Below are 26,889 nucleotides of genomic sequence, written 5' to 3' on the forward strand. Positions count from 1 at the left end.
CTCAGCGCCGCATCGTGTCGAGCTGCGTGACGGGGGCGCTGTCGTTGCCCCATGAACCACGGATGTAGGTGAGCACCGCCGCCACTTCGGCGGCATCGAGCGTCTGGCCGAACGGCGGCATGCCGTAGGGGCGCGGGTTGCCCGCCGTGGTGGGCAGGAAGCCGCCGTGCGCAATGACCTGCATCAGGTTGGTCGGCCGCGCCATGTTCACGGCGCGGTTGCCCGCAAGCGGCGGGTAGGCGCCGATGGCACCCTGGCCCTGGTCGCCGTGGCAGTAGGCGCAACGCTGGTCGTAGATCTTCGCGCCGCGCGCCATCGTGCCGGCATCATGGCGGATGGGCGCCCTGGGGCCTGCGGACGCGGCCGGCGTGGCGGCCGTGTCGGGCAGGTCTTTCAGGTAACTGGCCATTGCGCCCAGGTCCGCATCGCTCAGGTATTGCGTGCTGCGGAACACCACGTCGGCCATCGGGCCCATGACCGAGCCGCGCGGCGCGACACCGGTCTTGAGCAGCGCGACGACGTCGGCGCTCGGCCAGTCGGCCACGCCGGCTTCGTGCGGATCGGTGAGCGACGGGGCGTACCAGTTTTCCACCGCGATCAGCCCGCCCGACAGGCCACGCTTGGTTTCGGTGGCGCCCAGCGAATTGCGGCTGCCGTGGCAGGCGATGCAATGGCCCAGCCCGTCGACCAGGTAGGCGCCGCGGTTCCACTCGGCCGGCTTGCCCGCATTGGCGACGAAGGGCTCGGGCTTGAAAGAGAGCGCACGCCACACGACCAGCGCGGCCTGCGTGTCGTACGGAAAGCGCAGCCGGTGCTCGCGGTTCTGCTCCGACGCCGGCGCCAGGCTGCGCAGGTAGGCGTAGATGGCGTCCGAATCCTCGCGCGTCACCTTGGTGAAGTTCGGATACGGAAATGCCGGGTACAGCAGGCGCCCGTCCTTGCTGCGCCCGTTGTGCATCGCGCGCCAGAAATGCGCACTGCTCCAGCCGCCGATGCCGGTCTGCGCATCGGGCGTCAGGTTGCTCGAATAGATGGTGCCGAAAGGCGTCTCGATGGGCAGGCCGCCCGCATAGGGCCGGCCGCCGCGCGTGGTGTGGCAGCCCGCGCAATTGCCGGCCAATGCGAGGTAGCGGCCGCGCTCGACCAGCTGCGGCGTGGCGTTGAAGCTCTCGGCCTGCGCGGGCAGCGCGTCCTCGCCGCGCAGGTTCATCGCCACCAGGACGCCGGAGACCAGCGCCAGCAGCACGATCAGCGCCAGCACCACCCACACGGTGCGCCGCAGCAGGCTCCTGGGTGCTTCTTTCGTCACTTCGCGGTACCGCCGCAGGCGATCGGCATCGGCGCCGGCAGCGACGCAACAGCCTTGGTGTTGGCCGGCATCGGCTGCGTCGCCAGCCAGCTCGCCACCGCATTGACGTCCGAGGTCCACATGCGGCGGCCGACTTCGGCCATGCAGTCGGGCGCGATGGCATGCCGCTCGTTCGTGAGCCAGGCGCCGAGCTGCGATGCCACATAGAGCCGCGGCAGCCCCAGCAGGCCCGGGGTGGCGGGCTGCACGCCGGTCAGGGCCGCGCCGTGGCACTGCACGCAGGCCGGGAGCCGGCGCTCGGCGTCGCCTTGCAGCGCGAGCACGCGGCCGCGCTCCAGCACTTCGGGCTTGGCGTCGCTGACTGGCGAGATCGGCGGATAGGGCAAATCGAGCCCGGCAAAGTATTCGGCAATCTCGCGCAGGTAGGCGTCGGACATGTGCTGCACCATGTACGCCATGTCGCTGTTGGAGCGCCGCCCGTCGCGGAAGCTCACGAGCTGGTTGAAGAGGTAGCCGGCCGGCTTGCCCGCCAGGCGCGGAAAGTAGCCGGCATTGGTGGTCGCGCCTTCGCGGCCGTGGCAGGCGATGCATGCGGCCACGCGCTGCTCGATGGTGTCGGGCACGGCGGCGGGCGTCGCGGCACCTGCAGTCCCGGCCAGGCCGGACACCACGAGCAGCAGCGCGGTCGCGGCGAATCGGAGGCCGGCCTTCATGCGCCGGCTGCGAAGTGCGCCAGGGCCAGCAGCCCGGCGATCAACAGCAGCACCAGGACCAGCGCCACGCCGATGAGCGGCAGGATGCCGACCTGCGCGGTCCGCTTGTCGGCATCGGCACGGCGGCCGCCCAGCCCGATGAAACTCCAGAGAACGGCGCGCACCGCGCCCAACAGATTCGACATGAGGACTAGTGTGGCCCCGTCGGGCAAAAAAGAACAGATGCAGATTCGCCTCAATTGACCGGTGCAGATGAAGTGCTGCCCCGCAACGGCATGCGCTCAGCGAGCGGGCAATGCAAACACTCGGCCGCCTGATCGCCGAAGCGTCCTGAACAGCAGGAACGACGCGATGCTCACGTTCACCAGGTTCCAGCCGATGCCGTTCAGGAAGGCCGCGTGGTAGCTGCCCGTGAGGTCGAACACCTTGCCCGACATCCAGCCGCCCAGCGCCATGCCGAACAGCGTGAACATCAGCACCGTGCCCACGCGGGCACCCGCTTCCGCCGGCGGAAAGTGCTCGCGCACGATGATCGCGTACGAAGGCACGATGCCGCCCTGGAACAGCCCGAACAGCGCGGAGATCACATAGAGCGGCACCAGCCCGTCGAAAGGCAGGAACAGCAGCAGCGCCACGCACTGCAGCAACCCGCCCAGCAGCAGCGTGCGCAGCCCGCCGATGCGGTCGCAGATGGCGCCCCACACCAGCCGGCTCACGATGCCGAAGCCCAGCATCAGCGACAGCATCATCGCGCCCTGCGCGGGGCCATAGCCGAGGTCGCCGCAGTAGGCCACGATGTGCACCTGTGGCATCGCCATCGCCACGCAGCAGGCCACGCCGGCCACGCACAGCAGGCCCTGCGCCGTGCCCATGCTCAGGCCGAAGGGCCGTGCCGGGTCTCGCGGGAGTGCCGTTCTCGATGCACTGACCTCGGCAGGCGCCTGCGCAAGCGCCGGCGGCCGCGCACGGAAGCAAAGGGCCAGCAGCGCCATCGTGATGCCGCAGAAGACGCCCATGCCGATGTAGGTCTGGCGCCAGCCCACCAGCTCGACGAAATGCTGCGCGATCGGCGGCCACACCGCGCCCGCCAGGTAGTTGCCGCTCGCGCACACCGCGACCGCGATGCCGCGCCGCTTGACGAACCACAGCGAGGTGTCTGCCACCAGCGGCGCAAAGGCCACCGAACTGCCGAGCAGCCCCACCAGCAGTGCCTGCGCGACGGTGAACGAGACGATGCCGCCCGACATGCCGGTCGTGATGTACCCCGCGCCCAGGAACACCGAGCCGAACAGCAGCGGCCACATCACGCCGACGCGGTCGGCCAGCTTGCCCATCAGGACGCCACCGAGGCCGAAGCCCAGCATCAGCAATGTGTAGGGAAGCGAAGCATCGGCGCGGGCGATGCCGAATTCGGCCTGCACCGCGGGCAGCATGACCGACACCACGTACATGCCGCTGCTGCCGACCGTCATGATCAGCAGCGTGAGTCCCAGGCGCAGCATGGCGTAGCGTGAATCCGCCTGGTGGGCGGTTGTCTCTCGGGTCGTCGTCATTGTTCTTCTCCGCGCCGGGAAGGGCCAGCGCATGTCGCGTGGCATTCTCGCGGAAGACAGCCGCAGGCGTTGGTGCTGCACGGCAATGGCTGAAGCGCGCGGCGGCCGCGCCGAAGGCGCCGCAACCGCCTGCCTGCGGGGGTCAGCCTTCGGCCAGCACCGGCACCGCGACACTCACGGAAGCCTTCGGCACCGGCACACCGGGCTTCGGCTTGTCGTCGCAGGCGCCCACGAGCAGGCCCAGACAGAACAGAAGAACAAAGGATGTGCTTCGCATGCAGGCCATGCTATGCCTGCCCCGCGGCGCGTCAAGTCGGACGCCGCCGCGTGCCGGGGCCGCGCGGCTTCGATCAGGCCGTGGGGCGCTCGCCGCGCTGCAGCCGCTGCTCGATGTCCTCGAGCACCTTCGGCAGGTCGGCCACGCTGTCGATCACGTAGTGCGCACCGGCAGCCTCGAGTTCGGCGGTGGCGCGCGTGCGGCGCTCCTGCTGCTGCGCTTCGTCGAGCGCCTGCCACTCGGCCAGCGTGAGACCGTTGGCGTTGCCGCTGATGGCCACGCCCACGGCCCAGGTGCCCGCGTTCAGCCCTTCCTGCAGGCCGACGCCGGTGTCGTCCACCTTCACCACCGTGTGCGGCGGCCACACGCCGAGGTCGGCGAAGCAGCGGTACATCATGAGCGGCGACGGGCGGCCTTCGGCGAGGTCGCCGCCGCACACCAGGTTGTCGGGCGCATAGCCGCCGGCCGCGGCGATGGGCACGACGACTTCCATGATCGGGCGGTTGTAGCCGGTGGTGGATCCGATCTTCAGGCCGCGCTGGCGTGCCACGTTCACCGCTTCGACCGCGCCCGGAATGAAGGTGGCGTGGTCGCGCGCGCTGGCTGCGCTCATCGGCGTGAAGATTTCGTAGAGCCTGTCGACGTCGGCATCGCTGAAAGCGTGGCCCTGCCTGGCTTCCCACTGGGCGGCGATGCGCGGCAGCGTGCCGAGCGCCTTGATGTGGTCCCACTTGGCCACGCCCATCGGGCCGCGCGCCTCGGCGATGGTGATGTCCACGCCGAACTGCTCGAACAGCTTCACGAAGGCGCCCATGGGCGCACAGGAGCCGAAGTCGAGGATGGTGCCGGCCCAATCGAAGACGACGGCCTGGAGCTGGGAATGGTTGTGGGCGTTCATGGCTGCAAGGACAGGAAGAATGGGAACGGGGGCAAGCGCGGCGGGCGCCTCACCATTGCTCGAAGACGTCGTGCGCAATGCCGAAGCCGGTGCTGGCACCGCTGCCGCTGGTGACGATCACCACGCGCGTGGCGTCGTCGGGCGCGTCGATCACGCAGGGCGTGGTCTTCGACGAGGGGTACACGCCGGTCCAGCGCTCGGTGACCCGCGCGGTCTCGAGGTTGAGCGTGCTGCGCAGATGGCGCAGGATGAGCTGGTCGACCTCTTCCATGGCGAAGGGCTCCGGGGCGTCGCCATAGTGATGCGAATCGCCCACCACCAGCGAGCCGTCGGCGCTCTGCACCACGATCAGGTGGATGCCGTGTTCCAGCGAAGCGGCCTCCTCCTGCTGCAGGCGGGCACGCAGCGCGGCGGCTTCGGGCAGCGTGCTGTAGCCCTCGTAGCGCACCAGGCTCAGGTCCGTCATCACCGAGCCCGGCAGCTGGAAGCCCGCTTCGGGCTTCACGCGCAGCATCTGCAGGCGGCACAGCGTGAGTTCGTGCGCGGCCATGCGATCGGCAAAGAGGCCGTGAAGATCGGTGTTGGTGCAGACAGCCACGCGCTCGGCATGCAGCGTGCCGCGCGAGGTGCGCACGCGCGGCGCCTGCACCTCGAGCACCGCTTCGCCGAAGCGGAACGTCACGCCGTGCGCCTCGGCCAGCCACCTTGTGAGCAGGCCGATGGCGGTGCGCGACTCGACACGCAACTCATGCGGGCTGAACAGCACCGAGCATGCGTCCGACAGGTTCAGCGCCGGCGCCTTGGCTTGCGCATCGGCGGCGTCGAGCAGCTCGCAGGCTTCGCCCATCGGCGTGCGCATGAAGGCTTCGAGTACGTCGTGCGCCTCGGGCCGGCAGGCCGCGAGCCAGAGGTTGCGGTGCACGATGTCGATGCCCGCACAGAGCGCGATGCGCTGCCACACGTCGCGTGCGTGCATGGCGCGGCGCCAGGTGTCGCCGGGCGCCTGCCCGGTGATGGTGATGAAGCCGAAGTTGCGGATCGAGGCGCCGATGCAGGCCGCGTCGCGCTCCACCACGCAGACCTTGAGGCCGCGCTGCACCGCGGTGTAGGCATGGGCCAGGCCGACGATGCCGGCGCCGACCACGACGAGGTCGAAATGATCGGGATGATGGGCTTGGGTACCGGGCATTACCGGTGTCTCCAGTTCTGGGTGCGCTTGAGCGCCCAGTGCCCCGCCAGCGCGAACACTCCGCGGCCGACGGCGGCCGTGAGCATGATCAGCGAGGCCATGGCCGCGGCGGGCGCGACGTCGCCGGCATCGTCCATGTTGAGCACGGCAATGGCGGCCAGCGAGGTCTGCGGCGAATAGAGGAACACGACGGCCGACACGGTCGTCATCGCGTTGACGAAGAAATAGCCGCCCACGTTGAGCACGGTGGGCAGCGCCACCGGCAGGTGCACGCGCCACAGCGTGCGCCAGAACGGCACGCCCATCGACTCGGACACCAGCTCGTACTCGCGGTCGAGCTGGCGCAGCGCAGTGAGCGACGTGAGGTGCGCCACCGAGAAGAAGTGCGCCACGGTGCACACCACCAGGATGGTCATGCTGCCGTAGATGGCGCGCAGCGGGTTCGACGGCGAGATGAAGAAGAAGATGTAGCCCACGCCCAGCACCAGCCCGGGCACCGCCAGCGGCAGGTTGGCCAGCAGGTTGAGCAGTTCGCGCAGCAGCCCGAAGTGGCGCGGCTTTTCGACCAGGTAGGCCGAGACGAAGGTGATGAACGCGCCCGCGACGGCGGCGCACACGGCCAGCCGCAGCGAATTGAAGTAGCTGCCCCAGCCGCCGCCGTCCATGTTGCTGAAGTCGTAGTTCTTGAACGAAGGCGCCAGGTTGTAGGGCCAGTAGGTGGCCAGCGACGCGAACACCGCCATGCCGATCATCACCAGGATGCCGCAGGCCGTGAGCACGCAGAAGGCCAGCAGCGCGCGGTCGCGCACCTTCACCGGCTCGGGCTGGTAGGGCGTGGCACGCGCCGACAGCGCCGCCGCCTGCTTGCCGCGCACATGCCGCTCCACCAGGAAAGACAGCACCGCCGGAATCAGCAGCACCAGGCCCACCACCGCGCCCATCTGGAAGTTCTGCTGCCCGACCACCTGCTTGTAGATGTCGGTCGCGAGCACGCCGGTCTGGCCGCCCACCACCTTCGGCACGCCGAAGTCGGTGATGACCAGCACGAACACCACCATTGCGGCCACGATGAGGCCATAGCGCGAGGACGGCAGCGTCACCGTGCGGAAGATGCGCCAGCGCGAGGCGCCCAGCGTCTGCGCGGCCTCGTAGAGCCGTCCGTCGGAGGTGGCCATGGCCGTGGTGAGGATCAGCAGCGCATGCGGCAGCGTCCAGAACACCGAGCCCAGCACGATGCCCAGCGGCCCGTAGATCGACACGTCGCCCATCAGCCCCTTGAACAGGCCCTGGTTGCCGAACAGGTAGACCAGGCTGATGGCCGGCAGCAGCGACGGCGCCAGCAGCGGCACCAGCGCCACCGCCCGCAGCAGGCCCTTGGCCGGCATGCACGACAGCGTGAGGCCGTAGGCGTAGACGTAGGCGATGGCGGTGCAGATCACCGCGCTCAGGGCCGCGAGCCCCAGGCTGTTGAACGCCGATTGCACCAGCGCCGGGTTGTCGAGATAGCGCGCGAAGTTGGCCAGGCCGACGAAGGCCCCCGCGCGGTCGAAGAAGCTCTGGCCGACCAGCGCGCCGACCGGCAGCGCGACGATCACGACCAGCAGCAGCACGACCAGCAGAACGGCCGCGCCGGTGATCCAGCGTTCGCGATCGAACGCGCTTGCGTGCTTTGCCATGGGGGGCACCATGGCGATGGTGTCTGGGGAACTGTTCATGTCGGGTCGCGACGCTGTTGTTCGGGGCGCGCGCACAGGCCGCCGGGTACTCCCCTACGCGAATGTCCCCCGGGGCTGCGCCCCTCCTCCTTTATTTCGCTGCGGGGAGCACCCGACGCCCTGCGCACGGGGCACGCCGCTGGTGCTCGGCCGATCAACGACTGCGCTGTCCAACGATCACGACGATGCGGTGCCTTGCGCAGCGAAACAAAGGAGGAGGCCGAAGGCCGGGGGACATTCGCGGAGCAAGGTACCCCGTCGGCGTGAGCGCGCCCTGAAAGGCGAACGTCAGACACAACACGAAAACCCAAAGGACAACCGCTCATCTCAATGCGCCAGAACGGACAGCGCATTCAACGGCAACTGGATGTGCACCATGCTGCTCGGCACCAGCGGCTCGCCGCCACCGCCGCGCGCGTCGGCCGGCAGCTCGGCTTCGATCTCGATGCCCAGCGGCTCGCAGGCCAGGCGGGCCGAGGTGCGGTTGCCGAAGAATTCGGTGTCGAGCAGGCGCGCCGCGAAGCTGTTGGCGCCGAGTTCGGTGCCGTAGCGCTTCACGACCACGTGCTCGGGGCGGATGCCCACGGTGGCCTGCGCGCCGACGCTCAGGTTGCCGGGGGCGCAAAGCAGCTCGCTGTCGCGCACGCGTACCTTGCCGTCGGCCAGCACCGTGGCGGGAAGCATGTTCATGCGGCCCACGAAACCGGCCACGAAACGGGTGCGCGGCTGGCGGTACAGCTCGTCGGGCGTGCCGGCCTGCTCGATGCGGCCGTTGTGCATCAGCACCACGCGGTCGGCCATCGACAGGGCTTCTTCCTGGTCGTGCGTGACCATGATGGTGACGATGCCCAGGCGCTTCTGGAGCGCGCGGATTTCGCTGCGCAGGCTGGCGCGCACCTGCGCGTCGAGCGCGGAGAGCGGCTCGTCGAGCAGCAGCAGGCGCGGATTGGGCGCCAGCGCGCGTGCCAGCGCCACACGCTGCTGCTGGCCGCCCGAAAGCTGCACCGGGTATTTGTCGGCATGCGCGGCCAGCCCGACCAGGTCGAGCATCTCGCGCGAGCGCTTGGCCATCTCGCGGGCCAGCGCGCCGGTGGGGTGCAGGCCGTAGGCGATGTTTTGCGCGGCCGTGAGGTTGGGGAACAGCGCATACGACTGGAACACCACCCCGAAGCCGCGCGCCGCGGGCGGCAGGCCCGCGATGTCCTGCCCGCCCAGCAGGATCCGGCCGTTGTCGGCACGCTCGATGCCGCAGACGATGCGCAGCAGCGTGGTCTTGCCGCAGCCCGAGGGGCCGAGCAGGCACACGAACTCGCCGGGCTCGATGTCGAGGTCGATGCCGTCGAGCACGCGGGTGGCGCCAAAGGACTTGCCGATGCCGCGAAGGGAAAGAAAGCTGCTGCTCGTCATGGCCGGATACCGCCTGGGGGTTGGATCAGAGGGGCTTCTTTTCCGACTTGGACTCGTAGCGCTTGGACCACTCCGTCAGGATGCGGTCGCGGTTGGCGGCAGCCCAGGCGAAGTCGTTCTTGGCCAGCAGCTTCTCGACGTCGCCCGGCACGAACTCGAGCTTTTCCTGCACGCCCGGCAGCGCCAGTACGGCGAAGTTCTTGGCATACAGCTCGTTGGCCTGCCTGGTGACGGCCCAGTCGGCCAGCGCCTTGGCGGCTTCCTGCTTCTTGCTGGTCTTGATGATGCCGGTGGCTTCCATGTCCCAGCCGAGGCCTTCCTTCGGCAGCACGATGTCGATGGGCGCGCCTTCGCGCTTGGTCTTGTTGGCGCGGTATTCGAAGGACATGCCCAGCGCGAACTCGCCGGCGCCGGCCTGGCGGCAGGGCTTGCTGCCCGACTGGCTGTAGATGCCGATGTTCTGGTGCAGCGCGTCCATGTACTTCCACGCCTTTTCTTCACCCATCATCTGGATCCAGCCCGAAACCATCAGGTAGCCGGTGCCCGACGCGGCGGGGTTGGGCATGGTGATCTGGCCCTTGTAGACCGGGTTGGTCAGGTCGGCCCAGCTGGTGGGCTTGGGCAGGTTCTTCTTCGCGGCTTCGGCGGTGTTGAAGCAGATGGCCGACGACCACACGTCCATGCCGACCCACTTGGGCGGGTTGGCCGCGTCGCGCATGTTGGGCTTGATGGCGTCCAGGCCCTTGGGCGCGTAGGGCTGGAGCATGCCTTCCTTGTCGAGCAGCATCAGCGAGGTGGCGGCCAGGCCCCACACCACGTCGGCCTGCGGGTTGGCCTTTTCGGCCAGCAGCTTGGCGGTGACGATGCCGGTGGAGTCGCGCACGAACTTCAGTTCGATGCTCGGGTTCTCCTTTTCGAAGGCGGCCTTGTAGGCCTGCACCTGGTCGGCCTCGAGCGCGGTGTAGACCAGCAGTTCGGTGCGGCCCTGGGCCGATGCGGCAAATGCCAGCGAGAACAGGACGGCCGGCACGAGGGCGCGGCGGAGTTGACGGTGCAGCATGGTGGAGATTCCCAAGTGGAAAAAGAAGTGAGGCAATTCGGAAGACGCTGCGGGCAGGAGACCGAAAGTACGCAAATCCTGTCCAGCGACGAATGCGGCGATGCTGGCAGCGGCATGTGACAGGGATTTGTCAGATGCCTCAAAAAAACACAAATCCCCAAAATGGCGCCAGGGGCAACCGGCGTCGTCATCCGCATGTCACCGCTGCGCGCCAGACTTCGCGCGCTGTCACCCGCGCTTTCCCTCCGCCCGCTGCGTTCCACTTCCATGACACTCGACCTCGCCGAGATCGCCCGCCTGTTCGCCGAACGGGGCGGGGTTGCCTATGCGGGCGAGCCCGTCACGCAGCTGGAACACGCGCTGCAATGCGCCTGGCTCGCGGAACAGGCCGGCGCCAGCGACTCATTGGTGACGGCCGCATTGCTGCACGACCTGGGCCACCTGCTGATCGCCGAGCACCAGACGCTATCGCACTCTCCTACAGAGCTCGGCATCGACGACCGCCACCAGTACATCGCCCTGCCCCTGCTGCGCGGCGCCTTCGACGCTGCGGTGCGCGAGCCCATACGGCTGCACGTGGACGCCAAGCGCTACCTGTGCGCCACGCGGCCCGGCTATTTCTCGAAACTCTCGCCCGACTCGGTGCGCAGCCTCGCGCTGCAGGGCGGCGTGATGGACGACGAGGCGGCCCGGCGCTTTGCCGAGCACCATTGGGCCGATGACGCCGTGCGGCTGCGCCTGTGGGACGAAGAGGCGAAGACGGAAGGACTGAAGACGCCCCCGCTGGCGCATTTCGTGGCCGTTGCGGCGCGGGTGATGCTGAACTGAGCGGTTCTCCAGGCGGCGGGAGCGATTCAGCCCCATCTAAGAAACATATGTTTTCCTCATGGCGAGCGGCGCACGAGCGCCGAGAGGAAAACCGCATGTCTTCATCCCCCTCCATCACCGCGCGCACGGGCACGCTGGTCCAGGTCCTGCGCCGGGTATTCAAGCTCGCGGCGCCCTACTTCAGCTCCGAGGAAAAGTGGCGCGCCCGCGCGATGCTGCTGACCATCGTCGCGCTGAACCTGTTCTACGTGTACGTGGCCGTGCTCGGCAACGAGTGGTACGGCCGCTTCTACGACGCGCTGCAGAACAAGAACGCGGCGGTCTTCTGGCACGAGGTGGGCGTGTTCGGCTGGATCGCCTTCGCCAACATCGCGGTGCAGGTGCTCAAGTTCTACGTGACCCAGCTGCTGCAGCTGCGCTGGCGCACCTGGATGACGCGCAGCTACCTGTCGCGCTGGATGGCCGACCGCACCTTCTATCACCTGGAACTGGCGCGCTACGCCGGCAAGGACGGGCAGACGCCGGACAACCCGGACCAGCGCATCCAGGAAGACATGCAGATCTTCACCAGCGCCACGATGTCTCTCTCCATGGGCCTGCTGAACGCCGTGGTCACGCTCATGAGCTTCATCGGGCTGCTGTGGGGGCTGTCGGGCAATTTCTCGTTCACGTTCAACGGCACCACGCACCAGATCGTCGGCGCGATGGTCTGGGTGGCGCTGGGATATTCCGTGCTGGGCACCGTCATCACGCATTTCATCGGCCGCCCGCTGATCGGCCTGAATTTCAGGCAGCAGCGCTTCGAGGCCGATTTCCGGCACCACCTGGTGCGGGTGCGCGAATACAGCGAGGCCATTGCGCTGGACCACGGAGAGAAGGTCGAGCGCGACCAGCTCGACCTGCGCTTCAGCAACGTGCTGCGCAACTACCTGCTGCTGATCAAGCAGCAGAAGAACCTGGTCACCTTCACTTCGTTCTTCGGGCAGGCGGCCGTGATCTTTCCTTTTCTGGTGGCGGGGCAGCAGTACTTTGGCGGCGCGTTCCAGCTGGGCCACCTGATGCAGATCGGCTCGGCCTTCGGCAAGGTGCAGGAGTCGCTCAGCTGGTTCGTCGACAACTACGACAGCGTGGCCGTGTGGCGCGCCACCACCGACCGTCTCACCAGCTTCGACGACAGCATGGCCGCCAATGCCGCGAAGGACGATGGCCTGCAGCGCGCGCACGCCGCGGTGCTGCACACCGATGACCTCGGGGTCGCGCTGCCCGACGGCACGCCGCTGCTCGCCGGCGCCGCGCTGGCGGTGAAGCCCGGCGACAGCGTGCTGCTGCAGGGCCCGTCGGGCAGCGGCAAGTCGACGCTGTTCCGCTCGTTCGCGGGCATCTGGCCGTTCTCGAAAGGCCGGCTGCAGGTGCCCGACAACGTCGCCTTCATGCCGCAGCGGCCCTATGTGCCCGACGGCAAGCTGCGCGACGCGCTGACCTATCCCAACCCGGCCACGAACTTCAACGACGACCAGCTGCGCCAGGCCCTGGCCGACGCCCTGCTGCCCGACCTGGTGAACCGCCTCGACGAGAGCGACGCCTGGAGCCAGAAACTTTCCGGCGGCGAGCAGCAGCGCCTGGCCATTGCGCGCGTGCTGCTGAAGAAGCCGGCGTGGCTGTTCGCCGACGAGATCACCAGCGCGCTGGACGCGCAGGCCGAGGGCGTGCTCTACAAGCGCCTCGCGGCCACGGTGCAGGCGGCCGGCGGCGCGATGGTGTCCATCGCGCACCGCGCGGCCGTGGGCGACTTCCACAACCAGCGCTGGACGATGGTGCCGCAGGCGGAGGGCGCGGCCGGCGGCGGGCCGCGCTACCGGCTGGACACCGCGGCCGTTCAGCCGGCGGCGGCGTAGCGCTCCCAGCCCTTCTTGCGCAGGTCGCAGGCGGGGCACTCGCCGCAGCCATAGCCCCAGGCCTGGCGGTGCGTGCGGTCGCCGAGGTAGCAGGTGTGGGTTTCCTCGACGATCAGGTCGACCAGCGGCTCGCCGCCCAGGCGGTGGGCCATCTGCCAGGTCTCGGCCTTGTCGATCCACATGAGCGGCGTCTCGATGACGAGGCGGCGCTCCAGACCGAGCGACAGGGCGAGCTGCATGGCCTTCATGGTGTCGTCGCGGCAGTCGGGGTAGCCGGAGAAGTCGGTCTCGCACACGCCGGTGACGATCACCTGCAGCCCGCGCCGGTACGCCAGCGCGCCGGCCAGGGTGAGGAACAGCAGGTTGCGCCCCGGCACGAAGGTATTGGGCAGGCCGTCGGCCTGCATCGCGAAGGCGACCTCCTCGGTCAGCGAGGAGCCGCCGAGCTGCGCCAGCGCCGCCAGCGTGAGCACGTGGTCTTCGCCCAGGCGGGGCGCCCACTCGGGAAAGCGCTCGCGCATCTTCGCGAGGATGGTGCCGCGCACGTCGAGCTCGACGCGGTGGCGCTGCCCGTAGTCGAAGCCCAGGGTTTCGACGCGCTGGTACTTCGAGAGCGCGTCGGCGAGGCAGGTGGTCGAGTCCTGGCCGCCGGAGAAAAGAACGAGGGCGGTGGTGTGCAGGGGCATATCCGTCAACGGCGGGCCGTTGTAGTCCAAAGGCGCAATTTTCGCAGGCCGCCCAGGCTGCGCGGATACCATGCCGCGAATGAGCACTAAACACTTGGTTGCATGGGCAGTCACCTTCGTGGTGCTGTTGGTGATCGACATGATCTGGCTGGGCGTCGTCGCCAAGGGCATGTACCAGGAGGCCATGGGCGACCTGATGTCGCCGAATCCGCGGCTGGCCTTTGCCGCTGTTTTCTACCTGGTCTACCCGATAGGCCTGCTGCTGTTCGCGATCATGCCCGGCGTCGAGGCGCAGAGCGTGGTTCGCGCGGCCGTGCTGGGCGCGCTGTTCGGCATGTTCTGCTACGCCACCTACGACCTGACCAACCTCGCGGTGATCCGCAACTGGCCGCTGGCCCTGTCGTTCATCGACATCGCCTGGGGCACGGTGGTGAGCGGCGTGGCGGCGGCGGCGGGCGCGGTGGCCTGGCGCTGGATGGCGGCGCGCTGAGCAAGCGTCCTCCCCGCTAGCAAGCGGGCATGACACGCCGGAGTCTTCCGGCGTGTTTCTTTCTTGAAATTCGCTGAACTTTTTCAGCGGACATGCGTCGTCATGGCCGAGTCACGCGACGTCTTTAGATTTCACCTCCGGAACATCTGTGCGCCACGCGCACTACTCAAACAATCCTCCGGAGGAGTCGCATGACCCAACGCTTCATTGCCCCAGCGCTGCTGGGCGCTTCGCTATTGCTGTCCGCCTGCGGCGGCAGCAACCACGGCCCCCAGCTGCTGCCGCTGCCGCAGCAACCGCAGCAGCCCGCCGCACAGCCCCAGAAGAACGTGCTGTTCTTCCTGGGCGACGGCATGGGCATCACCACCATGACCGCCGCGCGCATCTACAAGGTCGGCGAAGACGGCGACCTGACGATGGACACGCTGCCCGAGACGGCCTTCGTCCACACCTATTCGAACGACGCCCAGGTGACTGACAGCGCGCCGTCGATGTCGGCCTACATGACCGGCGTGAAGATGAACAACGAAGTCATCTCCATGAGCCCCGAGACCAAGGCCACCGACGCCTCGGGCAAGGCCTATCACGTCAACTTCGACAGCACCTGCCCCTCGGGCAACGGCCAGGCCGTCGAGACCCTGCTGGAGCAGAGCAAGGCCAAGGGCTATGCGACCGGCGTGGTGACCACCACGCGCATCACGCACGCCACGCCCGCCGCCACGTACTCGCACGTGTGCCACCGCGACGCCGAGAACACCATCGCCGCGGCGCTGGTGCCGGGCGGCGCGGGCTACAACGGCAAGCTGGGCGACGGCGTCGACGTGTTCTTCGGCGGCGGCACGGACTACTTCCTCTCCAAGGAAGCGGGCGGCAAGCGCAACGACAAGCGCGACCTGATCGCCGAACTGAAGACCGCCAAGTACAGCTACGCCGGCAGCAAGACCGAGTTCGACAAGCTGCCAGTCGACGGCACCACCAAGATCGCCGGCCTCTTCACCAAGAGCCACATGGCCTACGACCTGGACCGCGACGCCACCAAGGAGCCGAGCCTGGCCGAAATGACCGGCAAGGCCATCGACGCCCTGGCCGCGCGCAAGAAGGGCTTCTTCCTGATGGTGGAGGGCGGCCGCATCGACCACGCGCTGCACGCCACCAACGCCCGCCGCGCGCTGCAGGACACCGGCGCCTTCGACGACGCCATCAAGCTCGCGCTCGACAAGATGCAGGCCATCGACCCGGGCCTGAAGAACACGCTGGTGGTGGTCACGGCCGACCATGACCACACGCTGCAGCTCAACGGCTATGCCGCGCGCACCGGCAAGACCGAGCCGGGCAAGCCGGGCGTGCTGGGCCTGGTGAAGGACTACGTCGACAACAGCAAGACCAGCAAGGACGTGGACGGCAACCCGTACACCATCATCGGTTTCGGCAACGGCCCCGTCCGCCTGGCCACGCGCGGCCCCATCGACAGCACCGCGCTGGAAAGCAAGGACTACCGGCAGGAAGCCGTGGTTCCCACGGACGCGGCCAGCGACTCCGAAACCCACGGCGGTGCCGACGTGTTCCTCGGCGCGCAAGGCCTGGGCGCCGACAACTTCTCCGGCGTCATCACCAACACCGACGTGTTCGGCCTGATCAAGAAGGCGGTCGGCCTGTGAGGGGCCGCAAGCGCTCATCGACGAACACCAACATGAACACGACCATGAACCGCATCACCCGCAAGACCCGCCTGGCCGCCGCCCTCTTCTGCGCCGCCGCCGGCACCCTGGCCGGCAGCGCACACGCCGCCGGCGAAGCCAAGAACGTCATCTTCTTCCTCGGCGACGGCATGGGCCCGGTCACCGTGACCGCCGCGCGCATCTACAAGGGCGAAAAGCAGCTGGCGGCCAAGCCCGGCTCGCTCGTGAGCCCGGAGCGCGCGAACCTCGTCATGCAGTCGCTGCCGTACGCGGCCCGCGTGAAGACCTATTCGCTCGACGGCCAGACCACCGACAGCGCCCCCTCGATGGCCGCCTACATGACCGGCGTGAAGATGCGCAACGAGGTGATCTCGATGTCGAGCGACACCGTTGCCGTGGACAGCACCGGCAAGCAATACATCAACGGCGAGAACACCACCTGCCCGCCGACCAACGGCAAGGCCGCCGACACGCTGCTCGAGCTGGCCAAGGCCAAGGGCCGTTCGGTGGGCGCCGTTTCGACCACGCGCGTGGGCCATGCCACGCCGGCCACCACCTATGCCCACATCTGCAATCGCAACGGCTACAACACCATTGCCGAGCAGAGCGTGCCGGGCCATGCCAACTACAACCCCAAGCTGCTCGACGGCGTCGATGTGCTGATGGGCGGCGGCCAGCGCAACTACCTGCCGGTGGCGACCAACCCCAGCAGCAAGCGAACCGACGGCGTCGACCTGGTGGCCGCAATGAAGGCCAAGGGCTACACCTACGTCGACACCGGCACCAAGCTCAAGGCCGTCGACACGGCCGCAACCGGCAAGCTGCTGGGCCTGTTCTCCCAAAGCGAGATGGCCTACGAACTCGACCGCACGAAGCAGAGCCTGGACCAGCCCAGCCTGTCGGACATGACCGAGAAGGCCCTCGGCGTGCTCAGCAAGAACGACAAGGGCTTCTTCCTGATGGTGGAAGGCGGCCGCATCGACCACGCACTGCACGGCACCAATGCCAAGCGCGCGCTGGAAGACACGCTGGCCTTCGACGCGGCCATCCAGACCGCGCTCGACTTCATGAACAAGAAGGACCCGGGCCTGAAGAACACGCTGGTGGTGGTCACCGCCGACCATGACCACGCGATCGCCTTCAACGGCTATCCGAAGATCGGCAACCCGATCCTGGGCCTGGTCAACGGCTACGCCGACGGCAAGCCCACGAAGGCGGCGGACGGCAAGCCGTACACCACGCTGGTGTTCGGCAACGGCGGACGCCCCAACGCGACCGCCGGCAGCGACGTCAACGCGGAAGACGGCAACAAGAAGTGGATCGCGCCCGCGCGCGCCGCCTCGCGCGACGACCAGACCGCCATGGACACCACCGACGACAACTTCCTGCAGGAAGTCGGCATCAACCTGGGCTCGCCTGGTGCTGAAACCCACGGCGGCGGAGACGTGATGCTGTTCGCCGGCGGCGCCGGCTCGAAGATCTTCAAGGGCACCATGGAGAACATCAAGGTGTTCAACAAGGTCAAGGAAGCGGCCGGCCTGTGACCGCATCCGTGACGCTCAAGACGCTGCTGGCGGCCACCGCCCTGGTGGCCTTCCCGCTGGCAGCCAGCGCCGCGGGCGATGCCGAGGCGCCGGACCAGAACCTGCGCATCCAGCACCACATGATGTCGATCGGCAAGGACGGCGTTCAACGCGAGAGCCGCTACGCCGACCTGATGTTCCGCCGTGCCGGCTCGGTGTGGGTCGAGCGCGAATTGCCGCCCGCGCTGCGCGAGGACCACGACCACGAAGCCCGCGAGGGCAAGGTGCACATCGGCCACGCGCATGCGGACAACACGGCCGCCCCGCTGTGGGTGCGCCGCGACGCCGCGGGCAAGGTGCAGGTGGGCATGGTGCTGCGCGAGCAGCGCAAGCTGATCGACATCGACGCGGCCAACTACGGCAACGTCGGCTACAGCGGCTCGTGGGCCAACTCCTACTGGCTGGTCGATCCGGCGAGCCTGGCGCGCATGAAAGACCTGGGCGCGGCGGGCAAGGGCGTGCAACGCTACGAACTGAAGCAGGGCGAGGGCACGCTTCGCATCGACTGGGACACGGCCGGCCGCTATGCCCGCAAGATCGAGCAGCGCAACGCGCGCGGTACTTCCGTCAACGTCATGACCGCCTCGGCCATCCCGGCGCCGAAGACCTTGCCGTGGAAGGCCACCGAAGCCTACGAGCGCGGCGACTACTCGGACCTGCTGGACTGACCGGGTTCAGCCCGGCTTGCGCGGTGCGCCGCGCATGGCCCCGAGCCCCTGAAAAGGCTGCGGGGCTTTTTCTTTGGTACTCAGAGAAAACGCTCTAGCAGCTTGCGCGAGGCCCGGTCAAGCGTCTTCACATCGGGAATGCGGAACTGCACGCCGTGCGCGCTCGCAATGAGCAGCGCCCCGCCTTCGAGCCGGCGGATGTCTTCCTCGGCCTTCAGCACAAAGGTGGTGTCGCCACGGTCGGTGCTGATGGTCCAGGTGCTGGGCACGCCGAAGCTCGACACGCCGTGCAGGCGCAGCAGCGTTGGGGCGAAGTCGCGCACCGCGAGTTCTTCCTGCAGCAGCGCCTTGGCCTGCGCCGGCAGTTGATCGACGCTGTCGATCCAGACAAGCTCGCGCCCTTCGCTGCCCACCAGCGACACGCCGTGGTCCGGCGCGCTCAGCGGAAAGGCCCGCACCGGCACGACGCCGGCGTGGCGTTCGCCTTGCGCGTCGGTCAGTACGAGGCGGCCGAAGGCGTCGCGCTCCAGCTGGAAGTCGTTGCTGCTGTGGGTATTCATGCGTCCCCCGCCGGATGGGCTGCGTGGGCGATGGGCAAAGGTGCCTGCGCGCTGGCGCGCTCGTTCGCGGCACCTTCGCTCGCATCGTCATCGGCCTGGCGCAACTGCGCCTGGTAGAGCCGCCAGTAGGCGCCCTGCTTCGCCATCAAGGCGTCGTGCGGCCCGACCTCGACCACTTCGCCGCGGTCCATGACCACGAGCCGGTCGGCCTTGCGCAGCGTCGACAGGCGGTGCGCGATGGCGATGGTGGTGCGGCCCTGCACGAGGTTGTCGAGCGCCTTCTGGATTTCCTTCTCGGTCTCGGTGTCCACCGCCGAGGTGGCCTCGTCGAGGATCAGGATGCGCGGGTCGATCAGCAGCGCCCGCGCGATGCTGATGCGCTGGCGCTCGCCGCCCGACAGGCCCTGCCCGCGCTCGCCCACCAGCGAGTCGTAGCCGTGCTGCAGCCGCAGGATGAAGTCGTGCGCGTGCGCAGCGCGCGCGGCGGCCACGATCTCTTCGCGCGTGGCGTCGGGCTTGCCGTAGGCGATGTTCTGCGCGATGGTGCCGAAGAACAGGAACGGCTCCTGCAGCACCAGCCCTACGTGGCGCCGGTAGTCGGCCACGGCGAAGCGGCGGATGTCGGTGCCGTCGACCTTGATGGCGCCGTCGGTCACGTCGTAGAAGCGGCAGATCAGGTTGACCAGCGTGCTCTTGCCCGAGCCGCTGTGGCCCACCAGGCCGATCATCTCGCCGGGCTCGATCACCAGGTCGAGGTCGTGGATGACGGCGCGCGAGCCGTAGCGGAAACCCAGCCCGCTCATCTCGATGCGCCCCTGCACGCGCTCGACCTTCACCGGGTTGGCCGGCTCGGGCACGTTGCTCACGTGGTCGAGGATGTCGAAGATGCGCTTGGCGCCCGCCGCCGCCTTCTGCGTGACCGAGACGATGCGGCTCATGGAATCGAGACGCGTATAGAAACGGCCGATGTACGCGATGAAGGCGGTGAGCACGCCCACCGTGATGCTGCCGCGCGCCACCTGCCAGATGCCGAAGGCCCAGACCACGAGCAGGCCGATTTCGGTGAGCAGCGACACGGTCGGCGTGAACAGCGACCAGGTGCGGTTGAGCTTGTCGTTGACCTGAAGGTTGTAGGCGTTGGCGACGCGGAAGCGCTCGGCCTCGCGGCGTTCCTGCGCGAAGGCCTTGACCACGCGGATGCCGGGAATGGTGTCGGCCAGCACGTTGGTCACCTCCGACCAGACGCGGTCGATCTTCTCGAAGCCGGTGCGCAGGCGGTCGCGCACGACGTGGATCATCCAGGCGATGAAGGGCAGCGGCACCAGCGTGACCACCGCCAGCAGCGGATTGATGGAGATCAGGATGACGGCGGTCATCACGATCATCAGCACGTCGTTGGCGAAATCCAGTGCGTGCAGCGACAGGAAAACGTTGATGCGGTCGGTTTCCGAGCCGATGCGCGCCATCAGGTCGCCGGTGCGCTTGCCGCCGAAATAGTCGAGCGGCAGGGTCAGCAGGTGCTCGTAGGTGGTGGTGCGCAGGTCGGCGCCGATGCGCTCGGACACCAGCGCCAGCAGGTAGGTGCGAGCCCAGCCCAGCCCCCAGCCAACCAGCGCCGCGACCAGCAGGCCGCCCAGGTACAGGCCGACGCGCATGGTGTCGATCTTCTGCCCGTTCTGGAACGGAATCAGGATGTCGTCCATCAGCGGGATGGTCAGGTACGGCGGCACCAGGGTGGCGGCGGTGGAAATCAGGGTCAGGACAAACCCCAGGATCAGCTGCTTGCGGTACGGCTTGGCGAAACGGCCCAGGCGCAGCAGCACCCAGGTCGAGGGCGGGGTCTGGAGTTCGGTGTCGGCAACGGCGGCATCGTCGCCGTCGGCGGCCTCGGCCGGCTCGGGTGTCGCCTTGGCGACATCGGACATGCGCTGACCGAAAAGCTTGAGCAGGCGCAGCGCCGCCACCTGGTGGGCCAGGGTGTAGCGCCAGCGGCCCAACCGGCCCTCGGAGCCCGTCAAATCAAGGGTTCCGACGCCGGAATGGTCGGAAAGCCGCAGCGCCAGGGAGGCGTCCGTCAGTGGCCACTCACGCCATTCGCCGCCCGGATCGAGCGCGATCAGGCGCCGGTCAGTCAGGGCGACTAGGCCGCAAGCGAAGCGAAGTTGGTCGTCGAGGTCAACCGACAGTATTACCAGAACGTTTTCCGCGACTGCGAGCCGGTTTTTCAGCGCGTCTGAAGCCGCCTCTGTTTCGCCCTCCCGGGTGCCGACTGGATCGTGATGTTGCATTGTGTTTCTTTGACTCTTGCCCGTCGCGGGCCGCATGGACCGCGTCATGGCGCCCTTGGTCGGGCGCCGATTCTGACCGATCGCCATGGGCGCGCTTGAAGGCGCCGCGGTGCTCGGCCAAAGCACATCGAACGTTTGCATGACCCGTTTCGACGACATCCAATTGCTGCGCATCAATTATTTGCGCGGTCCCAATCTCTGGACCTACCGTCCGGTGCTCGAAGTCTGGCTCGATCTGGGTCAACTGGAAGACTACCCCTCCAACAAGATAGACGGCTTCACCGACCGCCTGACCGGGCTGCTGCCGGCGCTCATCGAGCACCACTGCGGCGTCGGCGAGCGCGGCGGCTTCATCCAGCGCCTGACCGAAGGCACATGGTCGGGCCACGTGCTCGAACACGTGGTCATCGAGCTGCTGAACCTGGCCGGCATGCCCACCGGCTTCGGGCAAACCCGCAGTACTTCCGAACACGGCGTGTACCGCATGGTGTTCCGGGCGCGCGACGAGCAGGTCGCCCGCGTGGCGCTCGCCGAGGGCCACCGCCTGCTGATGGCCGCCATCAACAACGACCCGTTCACCGCCGCCGACGTGCAGAAGGCCGTCGACGCGGTCAAGGCCAAGGTCGAGGACTGCTACCTCGGCCCGAGCACCGCCGCCATCGTGGCCGCCGCCACCGACCGTGGCATTCCCCACATGCGGCTGAACAGCGGCAACCTGGTGCAACTGGGCTACGGCGCCAACCAGCAGCGCATCTGGACCGCCGAAACCGACTACACCAGCGCCATCGGCGAATCGATCGCCAGCGACAAGGAACTGACCAAGTCCCTGCTCGCGAGCTGCGGCGTGCCCGTGCCCGAAGGCCAGGTAGTCGCCAACGCCGAAGAAGCCTGGGAAGCCGCCGAGGACATCGGCCTGCCCGTGGTCGTGAAGCCATCCGATGCCAATCACGGCCGGGGCGTCTCGCTCGAACTGACCACCCGCGAGGAAGTCATTGCCGCCTTCGCGGTCGCCGAGCCCGAGGGCAGCGACGTGATGGTCGAGCGCTTCATCCGCGGCCACGAACACCGCCTGCTGGTGGTGGGCGGCGAAGTGGTGGCGGCCGCGCGCGGCGAGATCATCACCGTGACCGGCGACGGCCAGGCCACGGTGCGCGAACTGATCGAGAAACAGCTCAACAGCGACCCGCGCCGCGGCGCCGAGGAAGAGTTCCCGCTCGACGTGATCGTCATCGACACCGACGCCAAGCTGCAGCTCGAACTCAAGCGCCAGGAGCTGGACGCCGACGCCGTGCCGGCCGCCGGCCGCGTGGTCACGATCCAGCGCAACGGCAACATGGCCAACGACTGCACCGACCAGGTCCACCCCGAAGTCGCGCACGCCGCCGTGCTGGCCGCGCGCGTGGTGGGCCTCGACATTGCCGGCATCGACCTCGTGGCGCTGGACATCTCCAAGCCGCTGGGCCCGCAGCGCGGCGCCATCGTCGAAGTCAACGCCGGCCCCGGCCTGCTGATGCACCTGAAGCCGGCCGTCGGTTCGCCGCGCCCGGTGGGCCGCGCCATCTGCGACCACCTGTTCCCCAACGACGCGCCCGGCCGCATCCCCGTGGTCGGCGTGGCCGGCTCGCGCGACACCGCCGTGCTGGCGCGCCTGGTGGCGTGGCTGGTCGGCCTGGGCGGGCGCCACACCGGCCTGGCCTGCCGCGACGGCCTGTTCCTGGAGCGCCGCCGCGTCGACGCGCGCGACAGCGCCAACTGGGACGCCGGCCACCGCCTGCTCGTGAACCGCGCCGTGCAGGCCGTGGTGATCGAGAACGGCGCCGAGACCATCCTGCGCGACGGCCTCTCCTACGACCGCTGCGAAGTCGGCATCGTCACCGACCTCGACGGCTGCGAAGCCCTGGCCGACTACGACATCACCGAGAGCGACCAGATGGTCAAGGTGCTGCGCACGCAGGTCGACGTGGTGCTGTCCGAAGGTACCGCCGTGCTGAATGCCGACGACGCCCGCGTGGCCGGCCTCGCGCCGCTGTGCGACGGCGCCGTCATCCTCTATGCGGCCGACCCGCAGGCCGCCGCGCTCACCGCACACCAGGCCGCCGGCGGCAAGGCCGTGCTGGTGCGGCAGGACCGCGTGGTGCTGGCCAACGGCAGCAGCGAGTCGTTCCTGCCCGGCCTCGGCCGGCTGACCGTGTGGCGCGCCACCCATGCCGGCGTGAGCCTCGAGAGCCTGCTGGCCGCCGTGGCCGCGGCCTGGGCCATGGGCATTCCGCTGAACCTGATCGGCGCCGGCGTGGAGGCCTTCGAGGCCGACCTGCAGGCCGCGCTGGCCTCGCTCCAGCTGTCGCAGACCCAGCCCCTTCAACCCCAGCTGGCCTGAGCCCCCGCGCCAGCCCGCAAGCAGTCCCACGCCGACCATGAAAGTCACCCGCATCCGGGCCCTCCGCGGGCCCAACCTCTGGAGCCGCCACACCGCCATCGAGGCCGTCGTGGCCTGCCACGGCGACGAGAACGCCGTCAGCCGGCTCGCCGGCTTCGAGGACCGCCTGCGCGCCCGCTTCCCCACCATCGGCGAGCTGCACCCGATGGTGCTGGGCCAGCCGCTGGCGCTGGCCCACGTGCTCGAGAACGCCGCCGTCGCGCTGCAGGCCCAGGCCGGCTGCGCCGTCAACTTCGGCCACACCTCGCCCACGGTGGAAGAAGGCGTCTACCAGGTCGTGTTCCAGTACACCGAGGAGGCCGTGGGCCGCCGCGCCGCCGAACTGGCCGAACAGCTCATCGCCGCCGCCCAGGCCGACACCCCCTTCGACGCCGAAGCCGCCATCACCGAGCTGCGCGACCTCGACGAATCCGAGCGCCTGGGCCCGAGCACCGGCTCCATCGTCGACGCCGCAGTGGCGCGCGGCATTCCGTACCGCCGCCTCACGAGCGGCAGCCTGGTGCAGTTCGGCTGGGGCTCCAAGCAGCGCCGCATCCAGGCCGCCGAGGTCGACAGCACCAGCGGCGTGGCCGAATCGATCGCGCAGGACAAGGAACTGACCAAGCAGCTGCTCAATGCCGCCGGCGTGCCGGTGCCGCTGGGCCGCCCCGTGCGCGACGCCGAAGACGGCTGGGCCGCCGCGCTCGAAATCGGCCTGCCCGTGGTGGTGAAGCCGCAGGACGGCAACCAGGGCAAGGGCGTCACGGTCAACATCAACACGCGCGAAGAGCTTTTCTCGGCCTACGACTCGGCCGCCGCCTACGGCGAGGTGATGGTCGAGAAGTTTCTCCCGGGCTTCGACTTCCGCCTGCTGGTGGTGGGCGACCGCCTGGTGGCCGCCGCGCGCCGCGATCCGCCGCAGGTCATCGGCGACGGCGTGCTCACCGTGCGCCAGCTGGTCGACACCGTGAACCTCGACCCGCGCCGCGGCGAGGGGCATGCCACCTCGCTCACCAAGATCCGACTGGACGACATCGCCATCGGCCGGCTCGAATCGCAGGGCCTCACGCCCGACAGCGTGCCCGCGCGCGGCCAGCGCGTGGTGCTGCGCAACAACGCCAACCTGTCCACCGGCGGCACCGCCACCGACGTGACCGACACCGTGCACCCCGAAGTCGCGGCGCGCGCCGTCGACGCGGCGCAGATGGTCGGCCTGCACATCTGCGGCGTCGACATGGTCTGCGAGAACGTGCTGCGCCCGCTCGAGGAGCAGCACGGCGGCGTGGTCGAAGTCAACGCCGCGCCCGGCCTGCGCATGCACATCTCGCCTTCGTTCGGCCGCGGCCGCGCGGTGGGCGAAGCGGTGATGGACACGCTCTTCGCCCACGGCGACGACGGCCGCATCCCGGTGGTCGCCGTCACCGGCACCAACGGCAAGACCACCACCGCGCGCCTCATCAACCACCTGCTGGCTTCCAGCGGCCTGCGCACCGGCATGACCAACACCGACGGCGTGTACGTCGACGGACGCCAGACCGACAGCGGCGACTGCAGCGGCCCCAAGAGCGCGCGCAACGTGCTCATGCACCCCGACGTGGACGCGGCGGTGTTCGAAGTGGCCCGCGGCGGCGTGCTGCGCGAGGGCCTGGGCTTCGACCGCTGCCAGGTGGCCGTGGTCACCAACATCGGCAGCGGCGACCACCTGGGCCTGAACTACATCACCACGGTGGAAGACCTCGCGGTGCTCAAGCGCGTGATCGTGCGCAACGTGGCCGCCGACGGCTACGCCGTGCTCAACGCCGCCGACCCGAACGTCGCGGCCATGGCCGCGGGCTGCCCGGGCCACGTGATCTTCTTCACCGCCGACCGCATGCACCCGGTCATGGCAACGCACCGCGCGCAAGGCAAGCGCACCGTGTACGTCGACCAGGACACGCTGGTGGCCGCCGAAGGCTCGTGGCGCGAACGCATCGCGCTGCGCGACGTGCCCATCACCCGCGGCGGCACCATCGGCTTCCAGGTGGACAACGTGATGGCCTCGGTGGCCGCCGCATGGGCCGTGGGCCTGGACTGGGACACCATCCGCAGCGGCCTCGCGAGCTTCATGAACGACGCCGCCGGCGTGCCCGGGCGTTTCAACGTCATGGACTATCGCGGCGCCACCGTGATCGCCGACTACGGCCACAACACCGACGCCATGCGCGCGCTGGTGTCGGCCGTGGACACCATGCCCGCGAAGAAGCGCTCGGTGGTCATCAGCGGCGCGGGCGACCGCCGCGATTCCGACATCCGCGACCAGACCGCCATCCTCGGCCAGGCCTTCGACGACGTGATCCTCTACCAGGACGCGGCGCAGCGCGGCCGTGCCGACGGCGAAGTCATGGCGCTGCTGCGCCAGGGCCTGCAGGGCGCCGCGCGCACGCGCTACATCGACGAGATCCGCGGCGAGTTCGTCGCCATCGACACCGCGCTGGCCCGCCTGCAGCCCGGCGATCTTTCGCTGATCCTCGTCGACCAGGTCGAGGAAGCGCTCGCTCACCTCGCGCAGCGCATCGCAGCGGGCTGACGCCCGCCTTGCCGGACACGTCCCACACCGATGGGCGCGTCCGGCCCGGCCGTGCGGTGCGGCCTGTCCCACAGACGCGCACCCCACGCCGACACCACACTGTGGCTCCGGTCACGCACCTCCTTTCGCGGATGGCGTGGCCCAACCAAGGAGCCCGCATGACAAAAACAGTTCGTTCACTTCTCTCCGCCACGGCACTCTTCGCCGCCAGCGGCTTCATCGTTTTCGGCGCCCAGACGGCCAGCGCACAGGCACCGGGCTCCGATGCACGGATGCAGAAGGAACGCGCCACTTGCGACGGCGTTCAGCAAGACCGCGCCGCGTGCCTGCGCGAAGCCGGCGCCGCACGCCAGGAAGCCAGGCGCGACGGCCTGACCACGCCGAGCGCCCCGCGCGAGCAGGTCAACGCACTCGCCCGCTGCAGCGAGCAGCCCGGCCCCGACCAGGCCGAATGCGAAGCCCGCATCAAGGGCGGCGCGCGCACCACCACCGAAGGCAGCGTGATGGGCGGCGGCGTGATCCGCGAGACCGTGACGCCGCTGCCGGCACAGCCCGCACGTTGAACCCGGCACATCCACGCCGGTCCAACATTTCCCGGTTTTCTTTTAGCTGACTCCAAGGAGCCGTCCATGAAAAGCAATACGCGTTCGATCATCCTGGCCCTGCTCGCCGCAGGCGGCCTGACCGCCACCACCGTCGCCTCGGCCGCAGGCGAATCCTCCAGCACGTACCAGCGGGAACTGGCCGTCTGCGGCCACAACCAGCAGGACCGTGCGGCCTGCATCCGCGAAGCGGGCGCGGCGCGCCAGGCAGCCGCCCGCGGCGGCCTGACCAGCGCCCCGGACTACCGTGCCAATGCCCTGGCACGCTGCGGCCTGCAACCGCCTACCGAACGCTCGGCCTGCGAAGCCCGCGTGCTCGGCAGCATGGGCGACACCCGCGCCATGGTTGACGGCAGCGTGATGGGCGGTGGCGTGATCCGCGAATCGGTGACCACCACCCTGGTGCCTGTCGTGCCGGCGCCGCCGCCGGAACCGATGCCCATGCCGATGCGTCCCATGCGCTGATAGGCGACCCGGGGCTGGCCCGCCGCACGAGGCAGGGCCGGC

Annotated in this window: 23 protein-coding genes; 10 read left to right on the plus strand and 13 right to left on the minus strand. The window is 68.8% G+C overall.

Annotation, left to right across the window (positions count from 1 at the left end; all coding sequences use genetic code 11):
• Nucleotide 1: 1 nt before the first annotated feature.
• The 10 genes from C4F17_RS13815 to C4F17_RS13855 all read right to left on the minus strand — a co-directional run bounded on the left by C4F17_RS13815 (nt 2) and on the right by C4F17_RS13855 (nt 10,121).
• Nucleotides 2-1,282, minus strand: a complete 1,281-nt coding sequence (locus tag C4F17_RS13815) for a c-type cytochrome (protein ID WP_234382908.1) — start codon at nt 1,280-1,282, stop codon at nt 2-4.
• A gap of 23 nt (nt 1,283-1,305) precedes the next feature.
• The gene (locus tag C4F17_RS13820) at nt 1,306-2,022 is read right to left on the minus strand and encodes a c-type cytochrome (protein ID WP_081268528.1); all 717 of its coding nucleotides are present in this window, start codon (nt 2,020-2,022) and stop codon (nt 1,306-1,308) included.
• Nucleotides 2,019-2,207 carry a DUF2970 domain-containing protein gene (locus C4F17_RS13825; protein ID WP_106935607.1) on the minus strand — a complete coding sequence of 63 codons (189 nt, stop codon included), beginning with the start codon at nt 2,205-2,207 and terminating at the stop codon, nt 2,019-2,021. Before C4F17_RS13825 ends, C4F17_RS13820 begins: the two co-directional genes overlap by 4 nt.
• Before the next feature lie 96 nt (nt 2,208-2,303).
• Nucleotides 2,304-3,575 carry an MFS transporter gene (locus C4F17_RS13830; protein WP_106935608.1) on the minus strand — a complete coding sequence of 424 codons (1,272 nt, stop codon included), beginning with the start codon at nt 3,573-3,575 and terminating at the stop codon, nt 2,304-2,306.
• A 142-nt stretch (nt 3,576-3,717) separates the two neighbouring features.
• A complete protein-coding gene (locus tag C4F17_RS33635) occupies nt 3,718-3,852 on the minus strand; it encodes a hypothetical protein (RefSeq protein ID WP_267898692.1) in 135 nt (44 codons plus the stop codon).
• 73 nt (nt 3,853-3,925) lie between these two features.
• The gene (gene phnX, locus C4F17_RS13835) at nt 3,926-4,750 is read right to left on the minus strand and encodes a phosphonoacetaldehyde hydrolase (RefSeq protein WP_106935609.1); all 825 of its coding nucleotides are present in this window, start codon (nt 4,748-4,750) and stop codon (nt 3,926-3,928) included.
• Between the two features lie 49 nt (nt 4,751-4,799).
• The gene (locus tag C4F17_RS13840) at nt 4,800-5,939 is read right to left on the minus strand and encodes a TIGR03364 family FAD-dependent oxidoreductase (protein ID WP_106935610.1); all 1,140 of its coding nucleotides are present in this window, start codon (nt 5,937-5,939) and stop codon (nt 4,800-4,802) included.
• Nucleotides 5,939-7,654 carry a putative 2-aminoethylphosphonate ABC transporter permease subunit gene (locus tag C4F17_RS13845; protein WP_106935611.1) on the minus strand — a complete coding sequence of 572 codons (1,716 nt, stop codon included), beginning with the start codon at nt 7,652-7,654 and terminating at the stop codon, nt 5,939-5,941. The genes C4F17_RS13840 and C4F17_RS13845 overlap by 1 nt, the downstream gene beginning before the upstream one ends.
• 327 nt (nt 7,655-7,981) lie before the next feature.
• On the minus strand, nt 7,982-9,061 hold the full coding sequence (locus C4F17_RS13850) for an ABC transporter ATP-binding protein (RefSeq protein WP_106935612.1): 1,080 nt from the start codon (nt 9,059-9,061) through the stop codon (nt 7,982-7,984).
• Between the two features lie 25 nt (nt 9,062-9,086).
• Nucleotides 9,087-10,121 (minus strand): putative 2-aminoethylphosphonate ABC transporter substrate-binding protein, encoded by a 1,035-nt coding sequence (locus C4F17_RS13855; protein WP_081268535.1) that lies wholly within the window; start codon nt 10,119-10,121, stop codon nt 9,087-9,089.
• 267 nt (nt 10,122-10,388) lie between these two features.
• Between C4F17_RS13855 and C4F17_RS13860 the strand changes: the two genes are divergently transcribed.
• Both C4F17_RS13860 and C4F17_RS13865 read left to right on the plus strand, forming a co-directional pair.
• Complete coding sequence (locus C4F17_RS13860) at nt 10,389-10,949, plus strand: phosphonate degradation HD-domain oxygenase (protein ID WP_106935613.1); 561 nt, start codon at nt 10,389-10,391, stop codon at nt 10,947-10,949.
• A 95-nt stretch (nt 10,950-11,044) separates the two neighbouring features.
• Complete coding sequence (locus C4F17_RS13865) at nt 11,045-12,844, plus strand: ABC transporter ATP-binding protein/permease (RefSeq protein ID WP_106935614.1); 1,800 nt, start codon at nt 11,045-11,047, stop codon at nt 12,842-12,844.
• Here the strand turns inward: C4F17_RS13865 and queC are convergent.
• Complete coding sequence (gene queC, locus C4F17_RS13870) at nt 12,826-13,530, minus strand: 7-cyano-7-deazaguanine synthase QueC (protein WP_081268538.1); 705 nt, start codon at nt 13,528-13,530, stop codon at nt 12,826-12,828. The genes C4F17_RS13865 and queC overlap by 19 nt on opposite strands.
• A gap of 79 nt (nt 13,531-13,609) precedes the next feature.
• Between queC and C4F17_RS13875 the strand changes: the two genes are divergently transcribed.
• The 4 genes from C4F17_RS13875 (at nt 13,610) to C4F17_RS13890 (ending at nt 17,950) form a co-directional block, all read left to right on the plus strand.
• Entirely contained in the window at nt 13,610-14,020 is a 411-nt protein-coding gene (locus tag C4F17_RS13875; protein WP_081268539.1) for a DUF2177 family protein, read from the plus strand.
• A gap of 191 nt (nt 14,021-14,211) precedes the next feature.
• Nucleotides 14,212-15,678 (plus strand): alkaline phosphatase, encoded by a 1,467-nt coding sequence (locus tag C4F17_RS13880; protein ID WP_106935615.1) that lies wholly within the window; start codon nt 14,212-14,214, stop codon nt 15,676-15,678.
• A gap of 32 nt (nt 15,679-15,710) precedes the next feature.
• On the plus strand, nt 15,711-17,243 hold the full coding sequence (locus C4F17_RS13885) for an alkaline phosphatase (protein ID WP_234382077.1): 1,533 nt from the start codon (nt 15,711-15,713) through the stop codon (nt 17,241-17,243).
• Nucleotides 17,240-17,950, plus strand: coding sequence for a hypothetical protein (locus C4F17_RS13890; protein WP_106935616.1), 711 nt, complete (start codon nt 17,240-17,242; stop codon nt 17,948-17,950). The genes C4F17_RS13885 and C4F17_RS13890 overlap by 4 nt, the downstream gene beginning before the upstream one ends.
• A gap of 80 nt (nt 17,951-18,030) precedes the next feature.
• Here C4F17_RS13890 and C4F17_RS13895 read toward each other — a convergent pair whose 3' ends face one another.
• Nucleotides 18,031-18,510, minus strand: a complete 480-nt coding sequence (locus tag C4F17_RS13895) for a cyanophycin metabolism-associated DUF1854 family protein (RefSeq protein WP_106935617.1) — start codon at nt 18,508-18,510, stop codon at nt 18,031-18,033.
• On the minus strand, nt 18,507-20,798 hold the full coding sequence (locus C4F17_RS13900) for a cyanophycin metabolism-associated ABC transporter (protein ID WP_106935618.1): 2,292 nt from the start codon (nt 20,796-20,798) through the stop codon (nt 18,507-18,509). Before C4F17_RS13900 ends, C4F17_RS13895 begins: the two co-directional genes overlap by 4 nt.
• Before the next feature lie 139 nt (nt 20,799-20,937).
• Between C4F17_RS13900 and C4F17_RS13905 the strand changes: the two genes are divergently transcribed.
• From C4F17_RS13905 to C4F17_RS13920, 4 genes are all read left to right on the plus strand, one after another.
• Nucleotides 20,938-23,175, plus strand: a complete 2,238-nt coding sequence (locus C4F17_RS13905) for a cyanophycin synthetase (protein WP_437437566.1) — start codon at nt 20,938-20,940, stop codon at nt 23,173-23,175.
• Between the two features lie 37 nt (nt 23,176-23,212).
• On the plus strand, nt 23,213-25,780 hold the full coding sequence (cphA, locus tag C4F17_RS13910) for a cyanophycin synthetase (RefSeq protein WP_106935619.1): 2,568 nt from the start codon (nt 23,213-23,215) through the stop codon (nt 25,778-25,780).
• Between the two features lie 158 nt (nt 25,781-25,938).
• Nucleotides 25,939-26,343, plus strand: coding sequence for a hypothetical protein (locus tag C4F17_RS13915; RefSeq protein WP_106935620.1), 405 nt, complete (start codon nt 25,939-25,941; stop codon nt 26,341-26,343).
• Between the two features lie 66 nt (nt 26,344-26,409).
• On the plus strand, nt 26,410-26,847 hold the full coding sequence (locus tag C4F17_RS13920; RefSeq protein WP_106935621.1) for a hypothetical protein: 438 nt from the start codon (nt 26,410-26,412) through the stop codon (nt 26,845-26,847).
• Nucleotides 26,848-26,889 lie beyond the last annotated feature (42 nt).

It is taken from the genome of Variovorax sp. PMC12, assembly GCF_003019815.1.
GTDB lineage: Bacteria > Pseudomonadota > Gammaproteobacteria > Burkholderiales > Burkholderiaceae_C > Variovorax.

Excerpts from the sequence above, each read along its gene's own strand:
- C4F17_RS13860 (WP_106935613.1), top strand. The coding sequence starts at position 10,389 with ATGACACTCGACCTCGCCGAGATCGCCCGCCTGTTCGCCGAACGGGGC.
- cphA (WP_106935619.1), top strand. The coding sequence starts at position 23,213 with ATGAAAGTCACCCGCATCCGGGCCCTCCGCGGGCCCAACCTCTGGAGC.
- C4F17_RS33635 (WP_267898692.1), bottom strand. The coding sequence starts at position 3,852 with ATGCGAAGCACATCCTTTGTTCTTCTGTTCTGTCTGGGCCTGCTCGTG.
- C4F17_RS13840 (WP_106935610.1), bottom strand. The coding sequence starts at position 5,939 with ATGCCCGGTACCCAAGCCCATCATCCCGATCATTTCGACCTCGTCGTG.
- phnX (WP_106935609.1), bottom strand. The coding sequence starts at position 4,750 with ATGAACGCCCACAACCATTCCCAGCTCCAGGCCGTCGTCTTCGATTGG.
- C4F17_RS13875 (WP_081268539.1), top strand. The coding sequence starts at position 13,610 with ATGAGCACTAAACACTTGGTTGCATGGGCAGTCACCTTCGTGGTGCTG.
- C4F17_RS13880 (WP_106935615.1), top strand. The coding sequence starts at position 14,212 with ATGACCCAACGCTTCATTGCCCCAGCGCTGCTGGGCGCTTCGCTATTG.
- C4F17_RS13885 (WP_234382077.1), top strand. The coding sequence starts at position 15,711 with ATGAACACGACCATGAACCGCATCACCCGCAAGACCCGCCTGGCCGCC.
- queC (WP_081268538.1), bottom strand. The coding sequence starts at position 13,530 with ATGCCCCTGCACACCACCGCCCTCGTTCTTTTCTCCGGCGGCCAGGAC.
- C4F17_RS13920 (WP_106935621.1), top strand. The coding sequence starts at position 26,410 with ATGAAAAGCAATACGCGTTCGATCATCCTGGCCCTGCTCGCCGCAGGC.
- C4F17_RS13825 (WP_106935607.1), bottom strand. The coding sequence starts at position 2,207 with ATGTCGAATCTGTTGGGCGCGGTGCGCGCCGTTCTCTGGAGTTTCATC.
- C4F17_RS13850 (WP_106935612.1), bottom strand. The coding sequence starts at position 9,061 with ATGACGAGCAGCAGCTTTCTTTCCCTTCGCGGCATCGGCAAGTCCTTT.
- C4F17_RS13895 (WP_106935617.1), bottom strand. The coding sequence starts at position 18,510 with ATGAATACCCACAGCAGCAACGACTTCCAGCTGGAGCGCGACGCCTTC.
- C4F17_RS13855 (WP_081268535.1), bottom strand. The coding sequence starts at position 10,121 with ATGCTGCACCGTCAACTCCGCCGCGCCCTCGTGCCGGCCGTCCTGTTC.
- C4F17_RS13900 (WP_106935618.1), bottom strand. The coding sequence starts at position 20,798 with ATGCAACATCACGATCCAGTCGGCACCCGGGAGGGCGAAACAGAGGCG.
- C4F17_RS13865 (WP_106935614.1), top strand. The coding sequence starts at position 11,045 with ATGTCTTCATCCCCCTCCATCACCGCGCGCACGGGCACGCTGGTCCAG.
- C4F17_RS13845 (WP_106935611.1), bottom strand. The coding sequence starts at position 7,654 with ATGAACAGTTCCCCAGACACCATCGCCATGGTGCCCCCCATGGCAAAG.
- C4F17_RS13830 (WP_106935608.1), bottom strand. The coding sequence starts at position 3,575 with ATGACGACGACCCGAGAGACAACCGCCCACCAGGCGGATTCACGCTAC.
- C4F17_RS13820 (WP_081268528.1), bottom strand. The coding sequence starts at position 2,022 with ATGAAGGCCGGCCTCCGATTCGCCGCGACCGCGCTGCTGCTCGTGGTG.
- C4F17_RS13905 (WP_437437566.1), top strand. The coding sequence starts at position 20,938 with ATGACCCGTTTCGACGACATCCAATTGCTGCGCATCAATTATTTGCGC.
- C4F17_RS13915 (WP_106935620.1), top strand. The coding sequence starts at position 25,939 with ATGACAAAAACAGTTCGTTCACTTCTCTCCGCCACGGCACTCTTCGCC.